Origin of the sequence: Flavobacterium sp. KACC 22758 (assembly GCF_028736135.1) — a bacterium.
Lineage (GTDB): Bacteria > Bacteroidota > Bacteroidia > Flavobacteriales > Flavobacteriaceae > Flavobacterium > Flavobacterium johnsoniae.
This window is the reverse complement of sequence record NZ_CP117878.1, coordinates 1,234,441-1,252,864: the sequence shown is the minus strand read 5'-3', so window position 1 is coordinate 1,252,864 and position 18,424 is coordinate 1,234,441. Positions and strand designations below refer to the sequence as shown.

The 18,424-nt window shown below is 35.6% G+C and carries 10 protein-coding genes; all 10 read right to left on the bottom strand.

The genetic code is table 11. The features are described 5' to 3' along the window. Window positions 1-9: 9 nt before the first annotated feature. On the bottom strand, window positions 10-2,250 hold the full coding sequence (locus tag PQ462_RS05345; RefSeq protein WP_443135211.1) for a GH92 family glycosyl hydrolase: 2,241 nt from the start codon (window positions 2,248-2,250) through the stop codon (window positions 10-12). 11 nt (window positions 2,251-2,261) lie between these two features. Continuing rightward, window positions 2,262-3,746, bottom strand: a complete 1,485-nt coding sequence (locus tag PQ462_RS05340) for an alpha-L-fucosidase (RefSeq protein ID WP_274252628.1) — start codon at window positions 3,744-3,746, stop codon at window positions 2,262-2,264. A gap of 273 nt (window positions 3,747-4,019) precedes the next feature. Continuing rightward, window positions 4,020-6,338 (bottom strand): glycoside hydrolase family 20 protein, encoded by a 2,319-nt coding sequence (locus PQ462_RS05335; RefSeq protein WP_274252627.1) that lies wholly within the window; start codon window positions 6,336-6,338, stop codon window positions 4,020-4,022. A gap of 8 nt (window positions 6,339-6,346) precedes the next feature. Next, on the bottom strand, window positions 6,347-9,487 hold the full coding sequence (locus tag PQ462_RS05330; protein WP_274252626.1) for a glycoside hydrolase family 2 TIM barrel-domain containing protein: 3,141 nt from the start codon (window positions 9,485-9,487) through the stop codon (window positions 6,347-6,349). A 156-nt stretch (window positions 9,488-9,643) separates the two neighbouring features. After that, entirely contained in the window at window positions 9,644-10,669 is a 1,026-nt protein-coding gene (locus tag PQ462_RS05325; protein WP_012024108.1) for an isoaspartyl peptidase/L-asparaginase family protein, read from the bottom strand. Between the two features lie 169 nt (window positions 10,670-10,838). Next, window positions 10,839-11,921 (bottom strand): putative glycoside hydrolase, encoded by a 1,083-nt coding sequence (locus PQ462_RS05320; protein ID WP_274252625.1) that lies wholly within the window; start codon window positions 11,919-11,921, stop codon window positions 10,839-10,841. An 8-nt stretch (window positions 11,922-11,929) separates the two neighbouring features. Then, a complete protein-coding gene (locus PQ462_RS05315; protein ID WP_274252624.1) occupies window positions 11,930-13,000 on the bottom strand; it encodes a carbohydrate-binding family 9-like protein in 1,071 nt (356 codons plus the stop codon). Window positions 13,001-13,007: 7 nt separating this feature from the next. Continuing rightward, entirely contained in the window at window positions 13,008-13,973 is a 966-nt protein-coding gene (locus PQ462_RS05310; RefSeq protein WP_274252623.1) for a glycoside hydrolase family 130 protein, read from the bottom strand. Window positions 13,974-14,229: 256 nt separating this feature from the next. Beyond that, window positions 14,230-16,107, bottom strand: coding sequence for a sodium:solute symporter family protein (locus PQ462_RS05305; RefSeq protein ID WP_274252622.1), 1,878 nt, complete (start codon window positions 16,105-16,107; stop codon window positions 14,230-14,232). A 41-nt stretch (window positions 16,108-16,148) separates the two neighbouring features. Next, window positions 16,149-18,392: a GH92 family glycosyl hydrolase gene (locus tag PQ462_RS05300; protein WP_274252621.1), complete on the bottom strand. Its 2,244-nt coding sequence runs from the start codon at window positions 18,390-18,392 to the stop codon at window positions 16,149-16,151. Window positions 18,393-18,424 lie beyond the last annotated feature (32 nt).

Genomic DNA, 18,424 nt, shown 5'->3' with positions numbered 1-18,424 from the left:
TGTGTTGTTTTAATTTTGAATCACTTTAAGCTTTGTTCCATTCACAAAATCATCGTGCGAAATAAAAAAGCTGTTATGTGTTTTTCCGTTTAGTTCGATCGAATTGATTTTCCCTCCATTATTTTCTTGTCTTTCTATTACGATACTTTCTTTTTTATAATATCTTGGATCTAATTTGATCGTCACTCTATGAAACATTGGCGTGGTAATGGTGTAAATTGGATCTCCAGGCGATATTGGATAAATTCCCATCATCGAATACACCAACCAGGCCGACATTGTTCCTGTATCATCATTTCCTGGTAATCCTTTTGGTTCATTTTTGAAATATTCGCGAACCAATTTCTTAACCATTTCCTGAGATTTATATTCTTCTCCTTTTACATAATTGAATAAATACGGATTGGCAATATCTGGTTCGTTTGCCATATCAAATTGTTTGGTGTCGAATATTTTCTGCAATTGCGCCGAAAAAGCCTGATCACCTCCCATTAATTTCTTTAATCCGTTAATGTCATGCGGAACCATAAAAGCGTACTGCCAGGCATTTCCTTCGATAAAACCAACATTTTCTTCAAAATTAGCTCCAGAAGCAGGATCAAATGGCTCGTACCATTTTCCGTCAGGAGTTCTTGGTCGAAGCAGATTTAAGTTTTTATCGAATAATTTTCTGTAGGATAATGAACGTTCTTTAAAACGTTTTACATTGTCTTTGTCACCGAATTCGTTGGCCATAAGCGAAATAGAATAATCTGAAATATTGTATTCCTGAGTAGTCGAAACCGGGCCTTTATTGTCGGTTGTCAAATATCCTTTTTTGATATAATCTTTCAATCCGGGACGAAGCGGATTATTTTCAACCTGATCCGCTCCTTTCAGCATCGCGTAATACGCTTTCTGAACATCAAAATCATGAATTCCTTTTAAATACGTATCTGTAATTACAATACTTGCAGGATCTCCCACCATAGTAAAAGTTTCTGTTGAGTTCAATTCCCATTTGGGTAACCAGCCGTTTTCATCAAACATAGTCAACATACTTTTTACCATATCAGATTGCTGTTTTGGATAAACCAAAGACATCAATGGATGTACATTTCGGTACGTATCCCATAATGAAAATACGGTATAACGGGTGTCATCGGTTTTAGCAATTTTACTTCTTTTGATTACGGGATATTGTCCGTTAATATCATTTAAAGTATTTGGGTGAATTAAAGTGTGATACAAAGCTGTGTAGAAAATCGTATTGTCATCTTTTGTACCGCCTTCAACCAAAATTTTAGACAATTCTTCGTTCCATTCGTTGTAGGTTTCTTTATAGATTGCATCAAAAGATCTGTTACCAACTTCTTTTGCTAAGTTTTCACGGGCATTTTCGATACTTACGTACGAAATTCCAATCTTCACTTCAACCGTTTCTTGTTTGTCGAATTTATACGTAAAATAACTCCCAATACTATCACCTACTACAGTTTTAATGGTATTTTCCATTATTCTCGCTTTTCCGTTGTAACCCATCCATTGCGCTTCAACGCCGTTGTATTTTGCAGTTTTTTTCCAAACTCCAAATTTATGGGCAGGTTTAGAAAATTGAGCCACAAAATAAACCGGATAAGCATCTTCTGGACTGTTATAACAAAACGAACCAACCGAGCGCATTCCTTCAATTTCTGTCGAAGAAACGACTTTTACCATTGCTCCTTCTTCATTTGTTAACCCCAATCCAAGATTTAATAAAATATTAGACTGCCCTTTCGGGAAAGTAAATCTGCTCACTCCCACTCGTTTTGAAGCGGTAAATTCGCCTTTTACTTTGTATTTGTCGATGTTTACGCTGTAATAAGCTGCTTTGGCAACTTCATTAGAATACGTTGAACCGTATTTTAAATGATCGATTTCTACATTTCCAGTCGTTGGCATCAATAAAATAACACCCAAATCTGGACAGCCGACACCGCTTAAATTTACCTGACTAAATCCTGTCAAAAAGGTATTTTCATTTACATAGGGATTCGAAAGCCATTGACTGTCTTTTTCCATTGGAGTATTTTTTACTCCAGCCACATTAAACGGACTGATACTTGCCATACCGCGCGGGGCTATTGGACCTGGATAAGCCGCACCATAATTAGAAGTACCAATAAAAGGATTAACAAAATCGGCAGGTTCCTGCGCAAAAATCATGATGCTAAAAAACAGCATGTACAAAATACATGCTGTCTTAAATTTGTTTGTATTTAAAACCATAGGTTTCATTTTTATCTGTTGATCGCTTCGATTTTTAAAGTCCACGCTTCTTTTGCAGGAAGGTTATTTCTTAAGCTTTCTGGAATAATTACTTTAAATCCGTTTCCTTCTTTTGTCCATTTAAGAGAAGTTTTAGAACCTAACATCGTAATTTTTGTTCCTTTTTTCGGGCTGATCGATTTTACAGTAACTTCAGCAGGAATTTTATTTTCTCCTTCTTTAGCTAAATAAAATGCAAATACATTTCCTGTTTTATTTTGTGTAAAGCAAATGTTTTCTTCTTTATAAGGTTCGATTGGTTTTGTGTTGTAAATCGCTGTGCTGTTTACTTTCATCCAGTCTCCGTAAGCCTGTAATAAATCGTAAGCTCCTTTATCCCATTCACCTTCAGGACTTGGCGCAATATTTAATAATAAGTTTCCGCCTTTTGCCACAATATCAACCAACATATGAATACCTTGTCTTCCTGTCATGTATTCAGCTCCTGGAGAATAAGACCATCCCCCGCCGGCTGGAATACAAGATTCCCAAGGATAAGGCAATGTTTTTGCAGGAACACGTCCTTCCGGAGTTAAGTAGTTTTGGTTTTTACCGTGAACTGCTCTATCCACCACAATTAAACCTGGTTGTTTTTGACGCGCTTTTACAACCAATTCGTCCATTTTAGGATCCTGATCTACAACTCTGTGTTTGATGAAACCGTTTTTAGATTCGTTTTCAGTAAATTTCTCGTCGTAGTTTTCTTTGATGTTAACCTGGTCTCTTTTTCTAACCCATCCTCCATCTAACCATAAAATATCAACTTTACCGTAGTTAGTCAAGATTTCTAATATTTGGTTGTGAGTGAAATCAACATATTTTTGCCATTTTTCTGGATATAATGACGGATCGTAGTTTACGTTTCTGTCGAATGGAGGAAAGTATGGATCCCAGTAGTTTTCGTTATGCCAGTCTGGTTTAGAGAAATAAGCTCCTGTTGAAATACCTTCACCTCTAAAAGAGTTGAAAATTTCTTTTAAAACATCTGCTTTAGGGTTGGTATGAAAAGGAACATCTTTACTTGTGATTTTGTAATCAGAATATTTAGTATCATACATATTAAATCCGTCATGGTGTTTTGTTGTAAAAACCATGTATTTCATTCCGGCATATTTAGCAGCTTTTGCCCATTTTGCAGGATCAAATTTCACAGGATTAAATGTTTTTCTTAATCCTTCGTAATCTTTTATGTAATCATTATAATTAGACGGATTGCTTCCTTTTTTGCGTTCACACCATCCGTAATCTTCTGGACAGATAGACCAAGATTCTACAATTCCCCATTGGCTGTAAGTTCCCCAGTGCATTAACAGACCAAATTTTTTGCCCTGCCACTCGTCTAAGTTTTTCAACACTGCCGGATCTGTTTCCGGTACATATCGCTCATCTTCATAAATGGCCTGTGAAAACATTTGAACGGAAAATAATAATGCGATTATAAATATCCCTCTTTTCATTTTTATTCTATTTTAGGTTTTGTTTTTGTTTTTTTTAATTGTAAAATCAACATTTAACATATTGAGACAAAGCGCCCTTGCTTTACTCAATTTTGTTAAAATTCATCTCTTGGATTTCTAAAATTTCTATTTAACACATAGTGACATAGTTTTCATAGCTTTAAAAGGCGTTTCACTTGCATTAACGCACATAGAATTATGTGTTAGAAACTAGTTTTTTATACCTTTTTTATTCATTCAAGAAATAAATCTATTTTTCTATGTGTTAAAAAATTAGTTCACCAAAATCTCATCTACAAACAACCAAGAGCTTTCTCCTTTAGGGCTTTTCTTTAAGTTGCCTGCAATTACTTTAACAAAGCGTGCGTTTTGTTTCTGAAAATTGATTTTAAAATCTTTCAATTCAGGAACAGCATTTACTGCATACGGACGTGTTATTTTTCCAACTTGCTTGTATTTAATTCCGTCATTAGAAACCAGTACTTTAACTTCTATAGGAAAATTAACTCCAGCGCCCTGGCTTTCTAAAGTTCCTACGATTACCTGCTCGATACTTTCCTGTTTTTCGAAATCAATAACCAGTTCCATATCGTTTACAAGCCAAGCCTGCCATTGTCCGTCATGGAAATTTTTACTTCCTCTGATTGTATTAACCATCGTATTAGCATCTCCTTTATAACTCTGATTAAAAGGTGTTAAGTACTTAACTTTGTGTGCAACAGCTTTATGGAAAATGATCGTGTCTGTAAATGTTTTGCCAACTGGTTTTTCGTCCTGAAACAAAGAAGCTTTTAAAACAGTTGTTTCTTTAAACTCAATTGGACTTGTGTATTTTACTGCGTGATGATCTATATTTTTATCTCCTAAAACATAACGGATATCCGGATTTGGAAATTCATTCTTTAATTCCACTTTCACTTGTTTGTTAGCTAAATCTGCAGTAGAAGAAGCCGTTACCAAATAAGCACTTTTTGCATAATTTAATCCTTGATAATCATAACGCTTGAACATTGAAAACAATCTTGTTGTAAAATCATTCCAATTACGCTTCTCTTTCGGACTCCATAATGTTTCTGATAACGCGGCTAATCTTGGAAAAATCATATACTCAGAATCTTTTGGCCCAGAAATATGTTCTGCCCATAAATTCGCCTGTCCGCCTAAAACGTGTCCAGCTTCCTGAGGCGTCATAGTCGGCACTACGGGATCAAATTTGTAAACTTCATTTAACGGATTATAAGCATCAAAAGCTAAAGGTTCTTCGTTTTGCGGACCTTGATAAAAGTTGAAATAACAAGGTGTTTCAGGAGTCATAATAACATCGTGTCCCTGATCTGCCGCTTCAATTCCGCCTTTTGTTCCTCTCCAGCTCATTACTGTTGCATCTGGAGCCAGACCGCCTTCTAAAATTTCATCCCAGCCAATTACTTTTTTGCCTTTAGAATTGATGTATTTTTCCATACGTTTTACAAAATAACTTTGTAACTCGTCTACACTTTTTAAGTGTTCATCTTTAATTCTTTTTTGACAGTGCGGACATTTTGCCCAATTGGTTTTAGTCGCTTCATCTCCCCCAATATGAATATATTTTGAAGGGAAAATGGTAATTACTTCATCGATTACATTTTGTAAAAACTCAAACGTAGTTTCTTTTCCTGCACAATAAATATCTGTTAAAGGCCAGACTCCACCAGACGGAACTCCAATTTTCTGATCAAAACAAGCCAGTTCAGGATAGGATGCAATGGCACTGCTTACGTGAGCCGGCATTTCTATTTCAGGAATTACTTCGATGCCTTTTGTTGCAGCATATTTTACAATTTCTCTTAACTCGTCCTGCGTAAAAAATCCTCCGTAAGTTCCTTTTTGATCTGCGCTTACGGCAAGTCTGGCGTTCCATGATAAGTTTTCCTGATCTACTCTCCAGGCTCCGACTTCTGTAAGTTTTGGATATTTTTTAATTTCGATTCTCCAGCCCTGATCGTCTACTAAATGCAAATGCAAAACATTCATTTTGTGCATTGCCAAACGGTCGATTGTAGCCAGAATATAATTTTTATCGAAGAAATGACGTGATAAATCCAGCATTAAACCTCTCCATTTAAATCGAGGTTCATCATTTATGGTTAAACTCGGAATCTGCCATTTTGCAGATGTTACAGCATATTGGCTTTCGATTCCTTCAGGAAGTAATTGTCTGATGCTTTCCAGACCATATAAAAAACCTGTATTCCCTTTAGCCGAAATAACAATACTATTTGGATTTACATCTAAAATGTAAGCTTCATTTTTTAAGTTTGGATCTGTTTTAAACTGAACAAAATTACTTGCCGGAGCTTTTGTTGTTGTTTCTGGTTTCCATCCTGCAGCAATGGCAAATTTAGAAGCCAAAGCATTGGCCGCATCCTTTTGGAAATCATTGCCGGTAACAAACTTTGTATCTTTATTAAATTCAAAAACACCTGTTTTTATTAGAGTCTGAGTTGGTTTTGGAATGATACGAATGTCTTTCTCTGTAAAAACTTTCTGCGCATACGAAGAAGTTACAAGAGCAAGAAAACCGATTATCAAATAAGATTTTATAATTCTCATATTCTAAATTATTTTAATGATGGTGTTATTTTAAATTGATACTGATAATTTTTTCCTCTCAAAAGATATTTTTCCATTGGCCATGCCTGCCAGCTGTCTATTCCTCCTACTCCCATTTGTTTCGAATCGATTTTTAAACTTGTTAAATCTCTTTCTTTCAATTCGGCAGCGTGTCTTTGGTCTTTCTGCAGTCCGTCGTCTAAATCTTCGTTTAAGAAATGTAAAGCGGTTACGGCCAATAATTCGTCAGATGTAACGGTTAATTTTAATTTATCTCCTGATAATTCTAAGAAACGCACATCGGTTTTATTTCCGGTTTCCTGCGGACGGATGTATGGATAATACTGCTCTGAAACCGTTTGCGTATACAATCCCACTTTTGAACTGTAATTTCTGTCGATGTAATTTTCGTGAGGACCTCTTCCGTAATACGTCATATTACTGAAATCTCTCGGAACAATTACTTCCATTCCAAATCTTGGCAAGATAGGCTGTTCTTTGTTTTTATCAATATTTAAAACTTCTTTTACGGCTAATTCTCCGTTTCCGTTAAATTCATAATTCAATTCTAATGTCGAAGAAACCTGTGGTAAGCTGTAAGTTGCTTTTACTACAACTTTATTGTCTTTTGATGGCGTAAATGTCCAGTTTACCAATGTTGGATTTTCTGTTGCATCTTTCCACGCTTTTAAGTTTACCTGAAAATTAGCGCCAAAATCATTATCATTTGGTGCTCTCCAGAAATTAGGACGCAATTGATATCCTTCTTTTATTATCGGCTGGTTATTGAATGAATAACCACTGATAAATCCGGTTTTCTTGTCAAAAGTAATTTCAGCCTTATCGCTTTTAAAAACTGTTGCATTTACTTTTTTCTCAACTGTAATTTTTCCATCTCCTTTTACCGTAATATCATTTTTCCAAGTTCCTTTGTAAGCCAGTTGTTCTGTTGCAATTTCGAAACCTTTTGGTAAAAATGGTTCTTCCTGCTTTAACTGATAACTGATAGTAATAAAAGCTTCCTGAAATTTTTTATCCCCCAATTGAATTGGCAGTGTATAAGTTTTTGACTGCGTTGGATCAATTGCCAAATAATCGATAATTCCCGCTGCATCTTTAACTCCGTCTAAAAATAATTCCCAATGTAAAGTAACATTACTCAAGTCTTTAAATGAAAATTCATTGTATACTTTTATAGTCGCAGTTTCCTGATTTTCCCAAGAAGTGTGAATATTTTGCTGTACATTTTTTACTTCAAAAGCATGAGGATTTGGTTTTCTGTCTACTGTAAAAACTCCGTTGTTTACAAAGTTGTTATCGCTTTTTACGTCTTTAGGTCCAAAATCTCCTCCGTAAGCTAAAATGGTAGTTCCGTTATCCAGTTTTTTGTAAACCGATTGATCGATCATGTCCCAAATAAAACCACCCTGAAAGTTTGGATATTTACGAATCACATCCCAATAATCTTTAAAATTCCCCATTGAATTCCCCATTGCATGCGCATATTCGCACTGAATGTAAGGTCTTGACGGATTTGGATTTGCCAGAATATATTCTTCCATTTTGTTTGGAGAACTATACATTGGGTCGATAATATCAGAATCCCATTCAAATTTTAAATCTTTTCCATCCCAAGCGCCCGCAGTTGCTCTTTCGTACTGAATTGGTCTTGATTTATCACGATTTTTAATCCACAAATACCCTCTGTAAAAGTTGTAACCGTTTCCGGCTTCGTTACCCATACTCCAGATAATGATTGAAGTGTGGTTTTTATCTCTTTCGATCATACGCTGCATACGCTGAATGTGCGCCAGTTCCCAGTCTGGTTTATTACCAAGCGTTTTGGTTATATCATAACCCATTCCGTGCGATTCTATATTGGCTTCATCAACCACATAAATTCCGTATTTATCGCATAATTCGTAGAAATATTCATCGTTTGGATAATGCGACATTCTCACGGCATTGATATTAAATTCTTTCATCAATTTAATATCCTGTTCCATTCTTTCTCTCGAAATTGTCTGTCCTGTAATTGGATCAACTTCATGACGGTTTACTCCTTTTATGTAAATCGCTTTTCCGTTTACCAAAAGCTGTCCGCCTTTAATTTCTACTTTTCTAAATCCAACGTTGTGATTGATAACTTCAATTACATTTCCTTTTTTATCTTTTAGAATAAAACTTACCTGATATAAATTCGGAATCTCTGCACTCCATTTCTTTGGATTTTCTACTTTAAAATCAAACGTTTGTTTTTCATTTGAAGCTGCAATAACTTTTGAAGTAATAACTTTGTCTCCGTCTTTTAACAGAACGTCTAAAGTGTAACTGTCTTTTTTATCTAAATCAGAAAATTGAGTTGAGATTTTTAGACTTCCGTTTACATAATTGGCATCTAAATCAGGAATAATTTCAAAATCGTTTAAATGTGCTTTGTTTCTGGCAACTAAATAAGAATCACGGGTAATTCCGCTCATTCTCCACATGTCCTGACATTCTAAATACGAACCGTCGTTCCATTTCATTACCTGAAGTGCAATTGTATTTCTTCCGGCTTTTACATATTTGTTTAATTTGAATTCAGATGGTAATTTTCCATCTTCTCCATAACCTACATAAACACCATTTACCCATACCGTTAAATTTGATTTAGCTGTACCAATATGAAGAAAAATATCTTTTCCTTCCCACGATTTGTCAATGTTGATTTCTCGTCTGTAAACTCCTGTAGGATTGTATTTTGTTGGCACAAACGGCGGATTTGGCGCCATTAAATAATCAAAATCGTAAGTTGTATTTACATAAACCGGATATCCATATCCGTTTACATCCCAGCTTGCCGGAATTTTAAAATTATCCCAGCTTTTATCGTCAAAATTGGTTTTCTCAAAATCTTTTGGAAGTGCAGCCGGATTTTCAACATATTTAAATTTCCAGGCTCCGTTAATGTCTAAGTAATTTTTAGATTGTCTCCATTCGTTTTTAGCAGCTAATGTTTCATTTTCAAAAACATAATAAGCGGCGTGCATGGGCTCTCTATTATCTTCATTGATTTTCTCATTCTGCCAAAACGGAACTTTTTCCTGTGCGTTAACAGATAATGCTGTAGTAAGTAATAAGGTTAATATGGATACTGTTTTTTTCATTTTTGTTTTTTGTTTTAACACATAGCCCTGTCCCGAAGTTTCGGGATCGGGATAGATTGTGAGAGAAAAATCTATTTCTATGTGCTTCAAATTTTAATCGCCAATCTTTGTCGAGTTATGTTTGTGATTTCTCCTTCGTTGAAATGACAAACAGGTCTATTTATCCCACGACATTTTAAATTTAGCGTCTTCCATTCTGTGTCCTTTTTCATCATCAGAAACGGCATAATTAAAACCAGATCTCAAACTGTAACCTGCATATTCGCCGTTTTTATTTAAGGCAATAAATCCAACCTGCAGATACTCCATGTCTTTGTGGTTTTTGTGTTTGTTGTAAATACGCTCTGTGATTTCTTTGCAGGCATCATAAGGCGATTTTCCCTGACGCATTAATTCTACAACCATGGCACTTCCTGCTGTTCTAATTACTGCTTCGCCTAAACCTGTAGCGGCCGCAGCGCCCACTTCGTTATCCAGAAAAAGACCCGCGCCGATTATTGGGGAGTCACCGACGCGGCCGTGCATCTTCCAGGCAGCACCACTGGTGGTACACCCTCCCGAAAGATTTCCGTCTTGATCCAACATTAGCATGCTTATGGTATCGTGATTTTCTATATTAATAACTGGTTTGTATTTAGAATCTTCCAGCCATTTTTTCCAGTCTTTTTCAGATTCTGGAGTTAGTAAATTTTCTTCTTTAAAGCCTTCTGATAAAGCAAACTGCAATGCGCCTTGTCCGGCAAGCATTACGTGAGGCGTATTTTGCAATACTCTTTTGGCTACAGAAATTGGATGCATAATACCTTGTAAAAAACAAACCGAACCGCAGTTGCTGTTGTGGTCCATAATACAGGCATCAAGAGTTACTTTTCCTTCGCGATCCGGATATCCTCCATAACCAACACTGCGGACATTCGGATCTGCTTCAGGAATTTTCATACCGGCTTCAATCGCGTCTAAGGCAGATTTTCCTGCTTTTAATTCTTTCCAGGTCTCTTTATTCGCCGGTAAACCGTGGTTCCATGTCGAAATAACAACCGGTTTTTTTACTTTTTTTGAAGGAAATTCTAATGCGCCTTCTTTTTCATCTTCTTTCTCTTTTGCAAATCCGCTAAATCCTACTGAACTTACGGCTGCTGCGCCTAAAGCTGCTTTTTTGATAAAATCTCTTCTATTTGACATGCTGCTTACTTTTATCTTAATTTATTTAAACACATAGAAACATAGTTTTGGAAACTAAATAAAGGCGTTTCACTTGCATTAGCAAACATAGCTATATGTTAGAAACTTGTTTCTTTTGTATTCTTTTTATACACACTTAAAAATCTATGTTACTATGTGTTTAAAAATATTACTTTAAACTTGCTTTTGTTTCTTTGATTGTCTTTAAGTTACTTTCAGACAATGCATTTCCGTCAAAAAATGAAACTCCTACTGCTCCATTCTCTTTTGCTTCTAAAATAGCTTGTTTCAATTCTGCATCGTTTTTCAAGCCCGGAATATAAATTCCTGTATTGATTTTCGTTTTCTTATCTTCTAGATCTTCGACACCTTGTTTTGTAGCATAACCAACCCAGTCAATTTCTTCATTGTAAAAGCTGTGGTAAATCATTGGATATACTTCGTCGATATTCCATTTGTCCCAACGCTGGCGCACCATGTGATCTGCCATTTCAGGGTAAGGAAATACAGCAGCTGTTAATTGTTTGTTGTGTTTGTGTGCAATTTTATAAGCTTCGTCAACAACAGCTCTTATCGCATTTAAACGAAAGTTTTTCCACTCCATATCGATAGAAGTGTTGTGGCTTTCTTTTGGGTTTTTATGGTGGATTTTTTCGAATGCTTTTACACATTCGTCACAATAACAAAAATCAAATTGTGGTAATTCTACATCCTGAACCAAGTTGTATTTTGGCAGTAAACTGATTGGTAAAAAGATGTCCGGAAAACGAATATAATCTAAATGAACACTTTCGATTCCTTCTACTTTTGCCAGTTCTTCAACTAAATGTAAAACGTGTTCTCTTGATTCTTTTCTGGTTGGGCATAACCATTGGTAGTAATCGACATAAGGACGATTGTCAAAGCATGATTTTCCTTCTTTGCTTACCTGATACCATTCCGGGTGCTGTAACGCAACTGAATCTCCGGGTCTGTTCATCGCCATAATCCAGGCATGAACTTTTAGGCCTTCTTTAGCGGCAAGAGGCACTAATCTTTTTAAAAGCTGCGGGTCTGTTGTTGTATTGATTAATACTTCGTCGATACCGCCGTCTTTGTATTTTTTGAATTCTTTGGTGTAATCTGCATCTGATTTTTTAGCATCTGCGGTTGTCCAGACTCCAAATTTAAATGCTGCAGCTGGTTCTTCTTTTTTGGCGCAGGAAAAAATGGTAATTGCCAATAAAAGAAGTAATGTTTTTGGTAGTTTCATAGTGTGGTTTATTTTGTTATTATTTTCCCGTCCTGCCTTATAATAAATGTTTCATTAGAAAATGGACTTTTTACTGAAATATTATAACCGCTGGAATGGTTTTCTAAAATAGGTTTTAAAATTTTATTATCAATGCTTATCACTTCTTTTGTTAGATTCGCTATTGATTTTGCCCAGATTTTATTCTTTTGGAAATATTCTTTTTGGGCTCTGTATAAATTGTAAAGTTCCCATTTTACTTTTTCATCCTGCGGAATGGTAAAGATATCTTTTCCTTCTTTTGATGAAAAATAAACATAGCCCCATTTTTCGGGTTCATGCATATTGATTACGCCCATTGGCGACCAAACCCAGTTGTACTCTGGCAGAAATTTTCCGTCAGCGCCTTTTTTGCGTTCGTATTTACCCTCAATAAGTGAATGCTGCCAGTTGACTCTGGAAAAATTGACTCTCCAGAATTTATCTGCAGGTACGTTTTGATCGAAATAAGAGGTTTTGTAAGCTGCCCACGGAATCGCCATTTCTAAAACCCATCCCTGATCTACATCATTGGGGTTATTAAGCGTTCCATGAATTTTTACTGCTGATTTTAAACCTGTAAGATTCCAGTCGTTTAAAACCACGAGATCATTTTCTCTGTAAGGTTTTGATAAAAATAGATCCCAAGCAGTGTTCAAGGCGTTTATTTCTAATTCGTAATAGTTAAAAGTATCGCTGTCGGGATCTATAAAAACTTCAAAGTCATTGTTGTAAAAAATAATGGTATCTCGCTGCTTTAAATTGGCCCAAACGTGCGGTTCGTCAATCTTTGCTAATATATAAAAATTGGTTTCGTCCCACAGCATTTTAACTTTTGTTGCATATTTAGGCTTAACGTCATTTTCTATATCTTCAAAAAGATCTGTCCATTCTGCTCTGCTCCATGAAGCATCAGATTCGTCTCCGTCTATTGTTATTGAAGATGTAGTTTTTGCCGCGACGTATGTTTTAGGAATAATCGTATTTTTCTTTGACTGCGCAAAACCTGCCGTCGAAAGAGAAACTAAAACAACTGTTAACCATTGAAATTTTAAACGCATGCTTTTTCTATAAACTGTTATCTTTTGTAAACTGAATTACTTCACTTAATTTACCAAATGCAATGGCTACAGCAGTATCGGCTGCACCGTAATAAACAGCCAGTTTATCTTCCTCTGTATCGTGTAAAGCGGCACATGGAAAAACTACGTTTGGCACGTCTCCTACCATTTCATAAATTTCTGCTGGTCCTAATAAATAAGGCTGTGTTCTGTATTTTACTTTGTCTGGTGAATCAACATCCAGAAGCGCAGAACCCATTGCATAACGGAAACCGTTGCAGGTATTGATAACTCCGTGATAGATCATCAGCCAGCCTTCGTTTGTTAAAATAGGAATTGGTCCTGCTCCTACTTTTGTACACTGCCAGGCACTTTGCTCAAACGGACTTGGTTTCATTACCAAACGGTGTTCTCCCCAATATTTCATGTCCGGGCTGTAGCTGATCCAGATATCTCCAAACGGTGTATGTCCGTTATCACTTGGACGGCTTAACATGGCGTATTTTCCGTTTATTTTTTGAGGGAATAAAACTCCGTTTCTGTTGAATGGTAAAAAGGCATTTTCGCATTGAAAAAACTCTTTAAAGTCAAAAGTATATCCAATACCAATAGTTGGTCCGTTGTAACCATTACACCATGTAATCCAGTAACGGTCTTCGATGAAAACCACACGTGGATCGTATTTGTAAGCAGATTCGATCATGTCTGTATTACCAGACTGCATTACGATTGGTTCGTGGTTAATGTCCCAATCGATTCCGTTTTTACTAAAGCCGGCAAAAATATTCATTTGAACCGCTTTGTTATCACATCTGAAAACTCCCGCATAACCATCTTCAAAAGGAACTACAGCACTATTAAAAATACTGTTTGATGACGGTATTGCATATCTGTCGATAATTGGATTTTCAGAATATCTCCACATCACATCTTTACTGTTTTCGGGTCTGTCTTGCCAAGGAATACTGCTCATTTTTTTTTGTTTTTTATTGTTTGTTTTATTCTCTCACTTTTGTCATTTACTAAACACATAGGAACATAGTTTTTGAAAATCGCTTAAAGGCGTTTCACTTGCATTAAAAATCATAGCTATGTGTTAGAAACTAGTTTCTTTTTGTATTCTTTTTTATACACACTTAAACCTATGTTTCTATGTGTTTAAAAATATTTCCAAAGCTTTGTCAAAGTTTGAAACTTTGACAAAGCTCTTGTTTTTTGCATCTTTTATCTTAATCTTCGATTTTTCTAACTTTATCCAACCATGTGAATTTTAATATCGTAGTCGTTACTAAAAACACAATCAATGCGATAACTGCTTTTGGATAATCTCTAATGATGAAGAATATTGGAAGCAGAATCATACTTGACTGCCAGATGATACCAATTGCACAGTTCATCATATCTCTCCAGAAATCATTATTTTTCTCGAAAGTATAGTCTTCAACTTTTAATTGTTTATAAACCGGACCCCAGAATCCCCAAGGTCTTACGTTTGAATAGAACGATTTTAAAACTTCCATATCAGTTGGTTTACTCAAGAATGTTCCTAACAAACATCCTAAAATTGAGAAACCAAATATTAACGGAAACAAATAAATCACTTGTACATGTGCTAAATCATATAAAAATGAACCTTCGGTTAAACTTCCTTTGGCCTGACCTAAAGCAAATTGTAATGAAGCTACAATTAATCCGGCGAACATTCCCCAGAAATAACCCCAGCCATTAAAACGCCACCAAATCCATTTTAGGAAATTGGCCGCTACATAACCTCCGTACAAAGCACTTGTAATCCAAAGCGTTAAAGAGTTAATTGAGTCTGCAAAGAATCCCATAAAAACACCTAAACCAACTACAAGGAAAGAAGAAATCTGGCTTACTTTAATATAATGTGCATTTGATGCAACCGGTTTAAAGTATTTTTTATAAATATCGTTTACGATATAAGCCGGTCCAGCATTTACGAAAGCTGAGAATCCTGACATAAAAGCGGCTAATAAACCTGCTAAAAGAATTCCTTTAATTCCAACCGGGATATATAAATTGACCACTTTTGGCATTAATAATTCCAGATCAGCTCCGGTTAAACCTGTATTTGCATTTAATTCTGGAGCTAAGTTTACCAGCGCAATTACTACGATTCCTGTAATTAATAAATATCTAGGAATGAATAAAATTAAGTTTGTGAAACCACTCATATAAGCAGCTTCTTTAACCGATTTTGTAGAAAGAACTCTTTGTAAATCATAACTTGGTGTTGGCCCGGCAACACTCGCAAAGAAACCTTTGAACAATGTCATCCCGATGAAAGCGCCAAACATTTTATAACCTTCAGAATCAATTAAATTATTGAAGGTTTGGAATTTATCACTCCATTGGGTTTCAAACTGCCAGCCAAAGAAAACATTTTTCCATTCTGGCGTAATAATCGAATTAATCTGAATATCAGTATAATTAATAAATGCATATCCGGCAATTAAAACTCCAGCTACAATCATAATTAAATATTGCACTACCTCTGTCGCTACTACCGAGAACATTCCGCCCTTTACAGTATAAATAGTAGTTAAAAATATGATTAACAATGCATAAGAACGTTCAGAAGTCAATAAAATCATATCTCCATAATGAAGCGTTAAATCCCAAGGAAGAATAATGGTTACAAATTTTCCGATTCCTTCAAAGAAATAAGCGATGAAACCAATTGTAGAAATAATAGCAAAAATAGCCACAATAATATGCGATGCTTTTCCAGCTCTGTCACTTCCAAAACGGGTTAAAATCCATTCAGAACCTGTCATTACTTTTGATCTTCTAATCCAGACTGCAAGGAACATCATTACAAAAATCTGGTTCCAGATAGGCCACAACCACATGAACATGAAGCTTTTTACACCATATAGAAAAAGTACCCCAATCATCCAGGAAGTTCCGGAAACATCAAACATTCCAGATCCGTTACTTAGACCCAAAAAATACCATTTGATTGTTTTTCCTCCAAGAAAATAATCATCTAATCCTTGTTTTGCTTTTCTTGAAATCCAAATTCCGATACTCACCGAGAGCAGAATGTAAGCTACGATTATCGATACGTCAATAATATCCATCTATTTTTTTGTTAGTAGGTTAGTTTTGTTTTTTGTTTTGTTTATTTTTTTGTTCCCCAGTTTTTATTTGGCTGCGATCCCATTACAAAATGTAAAACCCCGCCTTTTAAAATCTGTTGATGTGTAATTGCTGTTTGATTGAATTCGACTCCGTTTAAAGTCGCTGACTGGATATAAAAGTTTTTGTCTGAAACATTTTCTGCTTCAATTACAAACGTTTTGCCTTTTTCAAGATTGATGGTTGCTTTTTCGAAAATAGGACTTCCAATTTCGTATTCGCCAGAAGCCGGATTCATAGGATATAATCCCATTGAACTGAAAACATACCATGCTGACATTTGTCCGCAGTCTTCATTACCGCTTAATCCGTTTGGTGTTGTATTATATTGCGTATCAAGAATATGACGAACCCAATATTGTGTTCTCCAAGGCTGACCTGCATGATTGAACATATAGGCAATGTGGTGGCTTGGCTCATTTCCGTGAGCATACTGCCCAATTAATCCTGAAATATCTGCCGAAACATTGTTTCCTGTAATTTCTGAACTCTCTGTAAATAACTGCTCTAAGCGTTTGGTGAATACTTCCTTGCTTCCGTGAAGTTTAATAAAATCTTCTACATTATGAGGTACAAACCAGCTGTGCTGCCATGCATTACCTTCGGTATAATCTGTATGTTCTCTGTGATTCGAATGTTTTGGATCGAAAGGCTCATTCCATGATTTCCCGTCTTCAGATTTTCCTCTCATGAATCCTGTTTTCGGATCAAATAAATATTGGTATGCCTGAGAACGTTTTAAGAAAAATTCGTAATCGGCATTTTTTCCTAAAGCTTTTGCCATTTGTGCCACACACCAATCGTCATAAGCATATTCCAGAGTAATTGTAACTGATTCGTCTAATAAATTATAAGGTATATAACCGTATTTTTTGTAGAAATTCAAACCACGTTCGTCCTGCATCATCGTAGTTTTCATAGCTTCGAAAGCTTTTTCTGCATCAAAACCTTTTATTCCTTTTAAATATGCGTCAACAATTACCGGAATGGAATGGTAACCTGTCATTGTATTCGTTTCATTGGCGTATAGTGTCCAAACCGGTAATATTTTTTTGGTATCGTAATACGCTAACATTGAGTTTACAATATCTGAAGCTTTGTCTGGCGCCAGCAGAGTCAATAAAGGATTTTCGGCTCTAAAAGTATCCCATAGTGATAAGGTCGAATAAGCGGTATAATCTTTTGCTGTAACAATTTGATCATCCTCTCTCCTAAATTGACCGTTTTTATCACTATAGGTTACAGGGGCAACTTGTGCGTGATACATCGCAGTATAGAAAATCGTTTTTAACGAATCTACTGGTGTTTCAACTTTAATTTTACTTAATGCTTTATTCCAAACAGAAGAAGCTTCTGATTTTGTATTGTCGAAATTGGCTTTTTCTCCGTCTAAATTTTCTTTTGCATTCGCCGTACTTACAGATGAAAGTGCCACTTTTACAAAAAGCTGATCGGAGTTTTTCGAATCAAAAAATAATTGTGCCGAAGTATTCTCTCCGTCAGCTTTTTTACCATTAACAAATTGTTTATCAGCAATTAAAACTGATTCAGAAATAGGTTTAGAAAACTTAGCCACAAAAAATACTTTCTGATTTTTTGCCCAGCCCATACTATAACGATAACCACTTATAGTATATTCGTCTTCAATTTTAATTTCTGTCTTTAAAGCTTTATCCCAATTAATAGCAAATCCTAAATCGACTACAACAGATTGTTTGTCATTTTTAGCAAATGTATATTTGTGATAAGCTGTTCTTTGTGAAGAAGTTAATTCTACATTGATCTTAGGATCCTCAAGAAAAACCTGGTAAGAACCTGGTGCTGCTTTTTCGTTAGCATGACTGTATAATGATTTATATGGTAATTGATCGCGTGATGTTGTTTTAGCTGTTAAATCGACTTTTTTGTTTGTCGGCATAAATAAAATGTCCGCCAAATCGCCAATTCCGGTTCCGCTTAAGTGTAAATGACTGAAACCAGAAACAATAGAATCTGAGTAATGATAGCCTGAACACCAGTCCCAGCTCGAGATTCCGTTATCAGGACTTACTTGTAACATTCCAAAAGGAACTGTCGCTCCAGGATACGTATGGCCGTGTCCACCTGTCCCAATAAAAGGATCAACATGGTTTACAAAAATATTTTCTTGATTATTATTTTTGTATGACTTTATTTTACAACTTGTAACCAGAATTACAAATAAAGCAGGCACGAAAATTTTCTTCATATAAAACAACCTTAATTTAACTTTAAATTTAT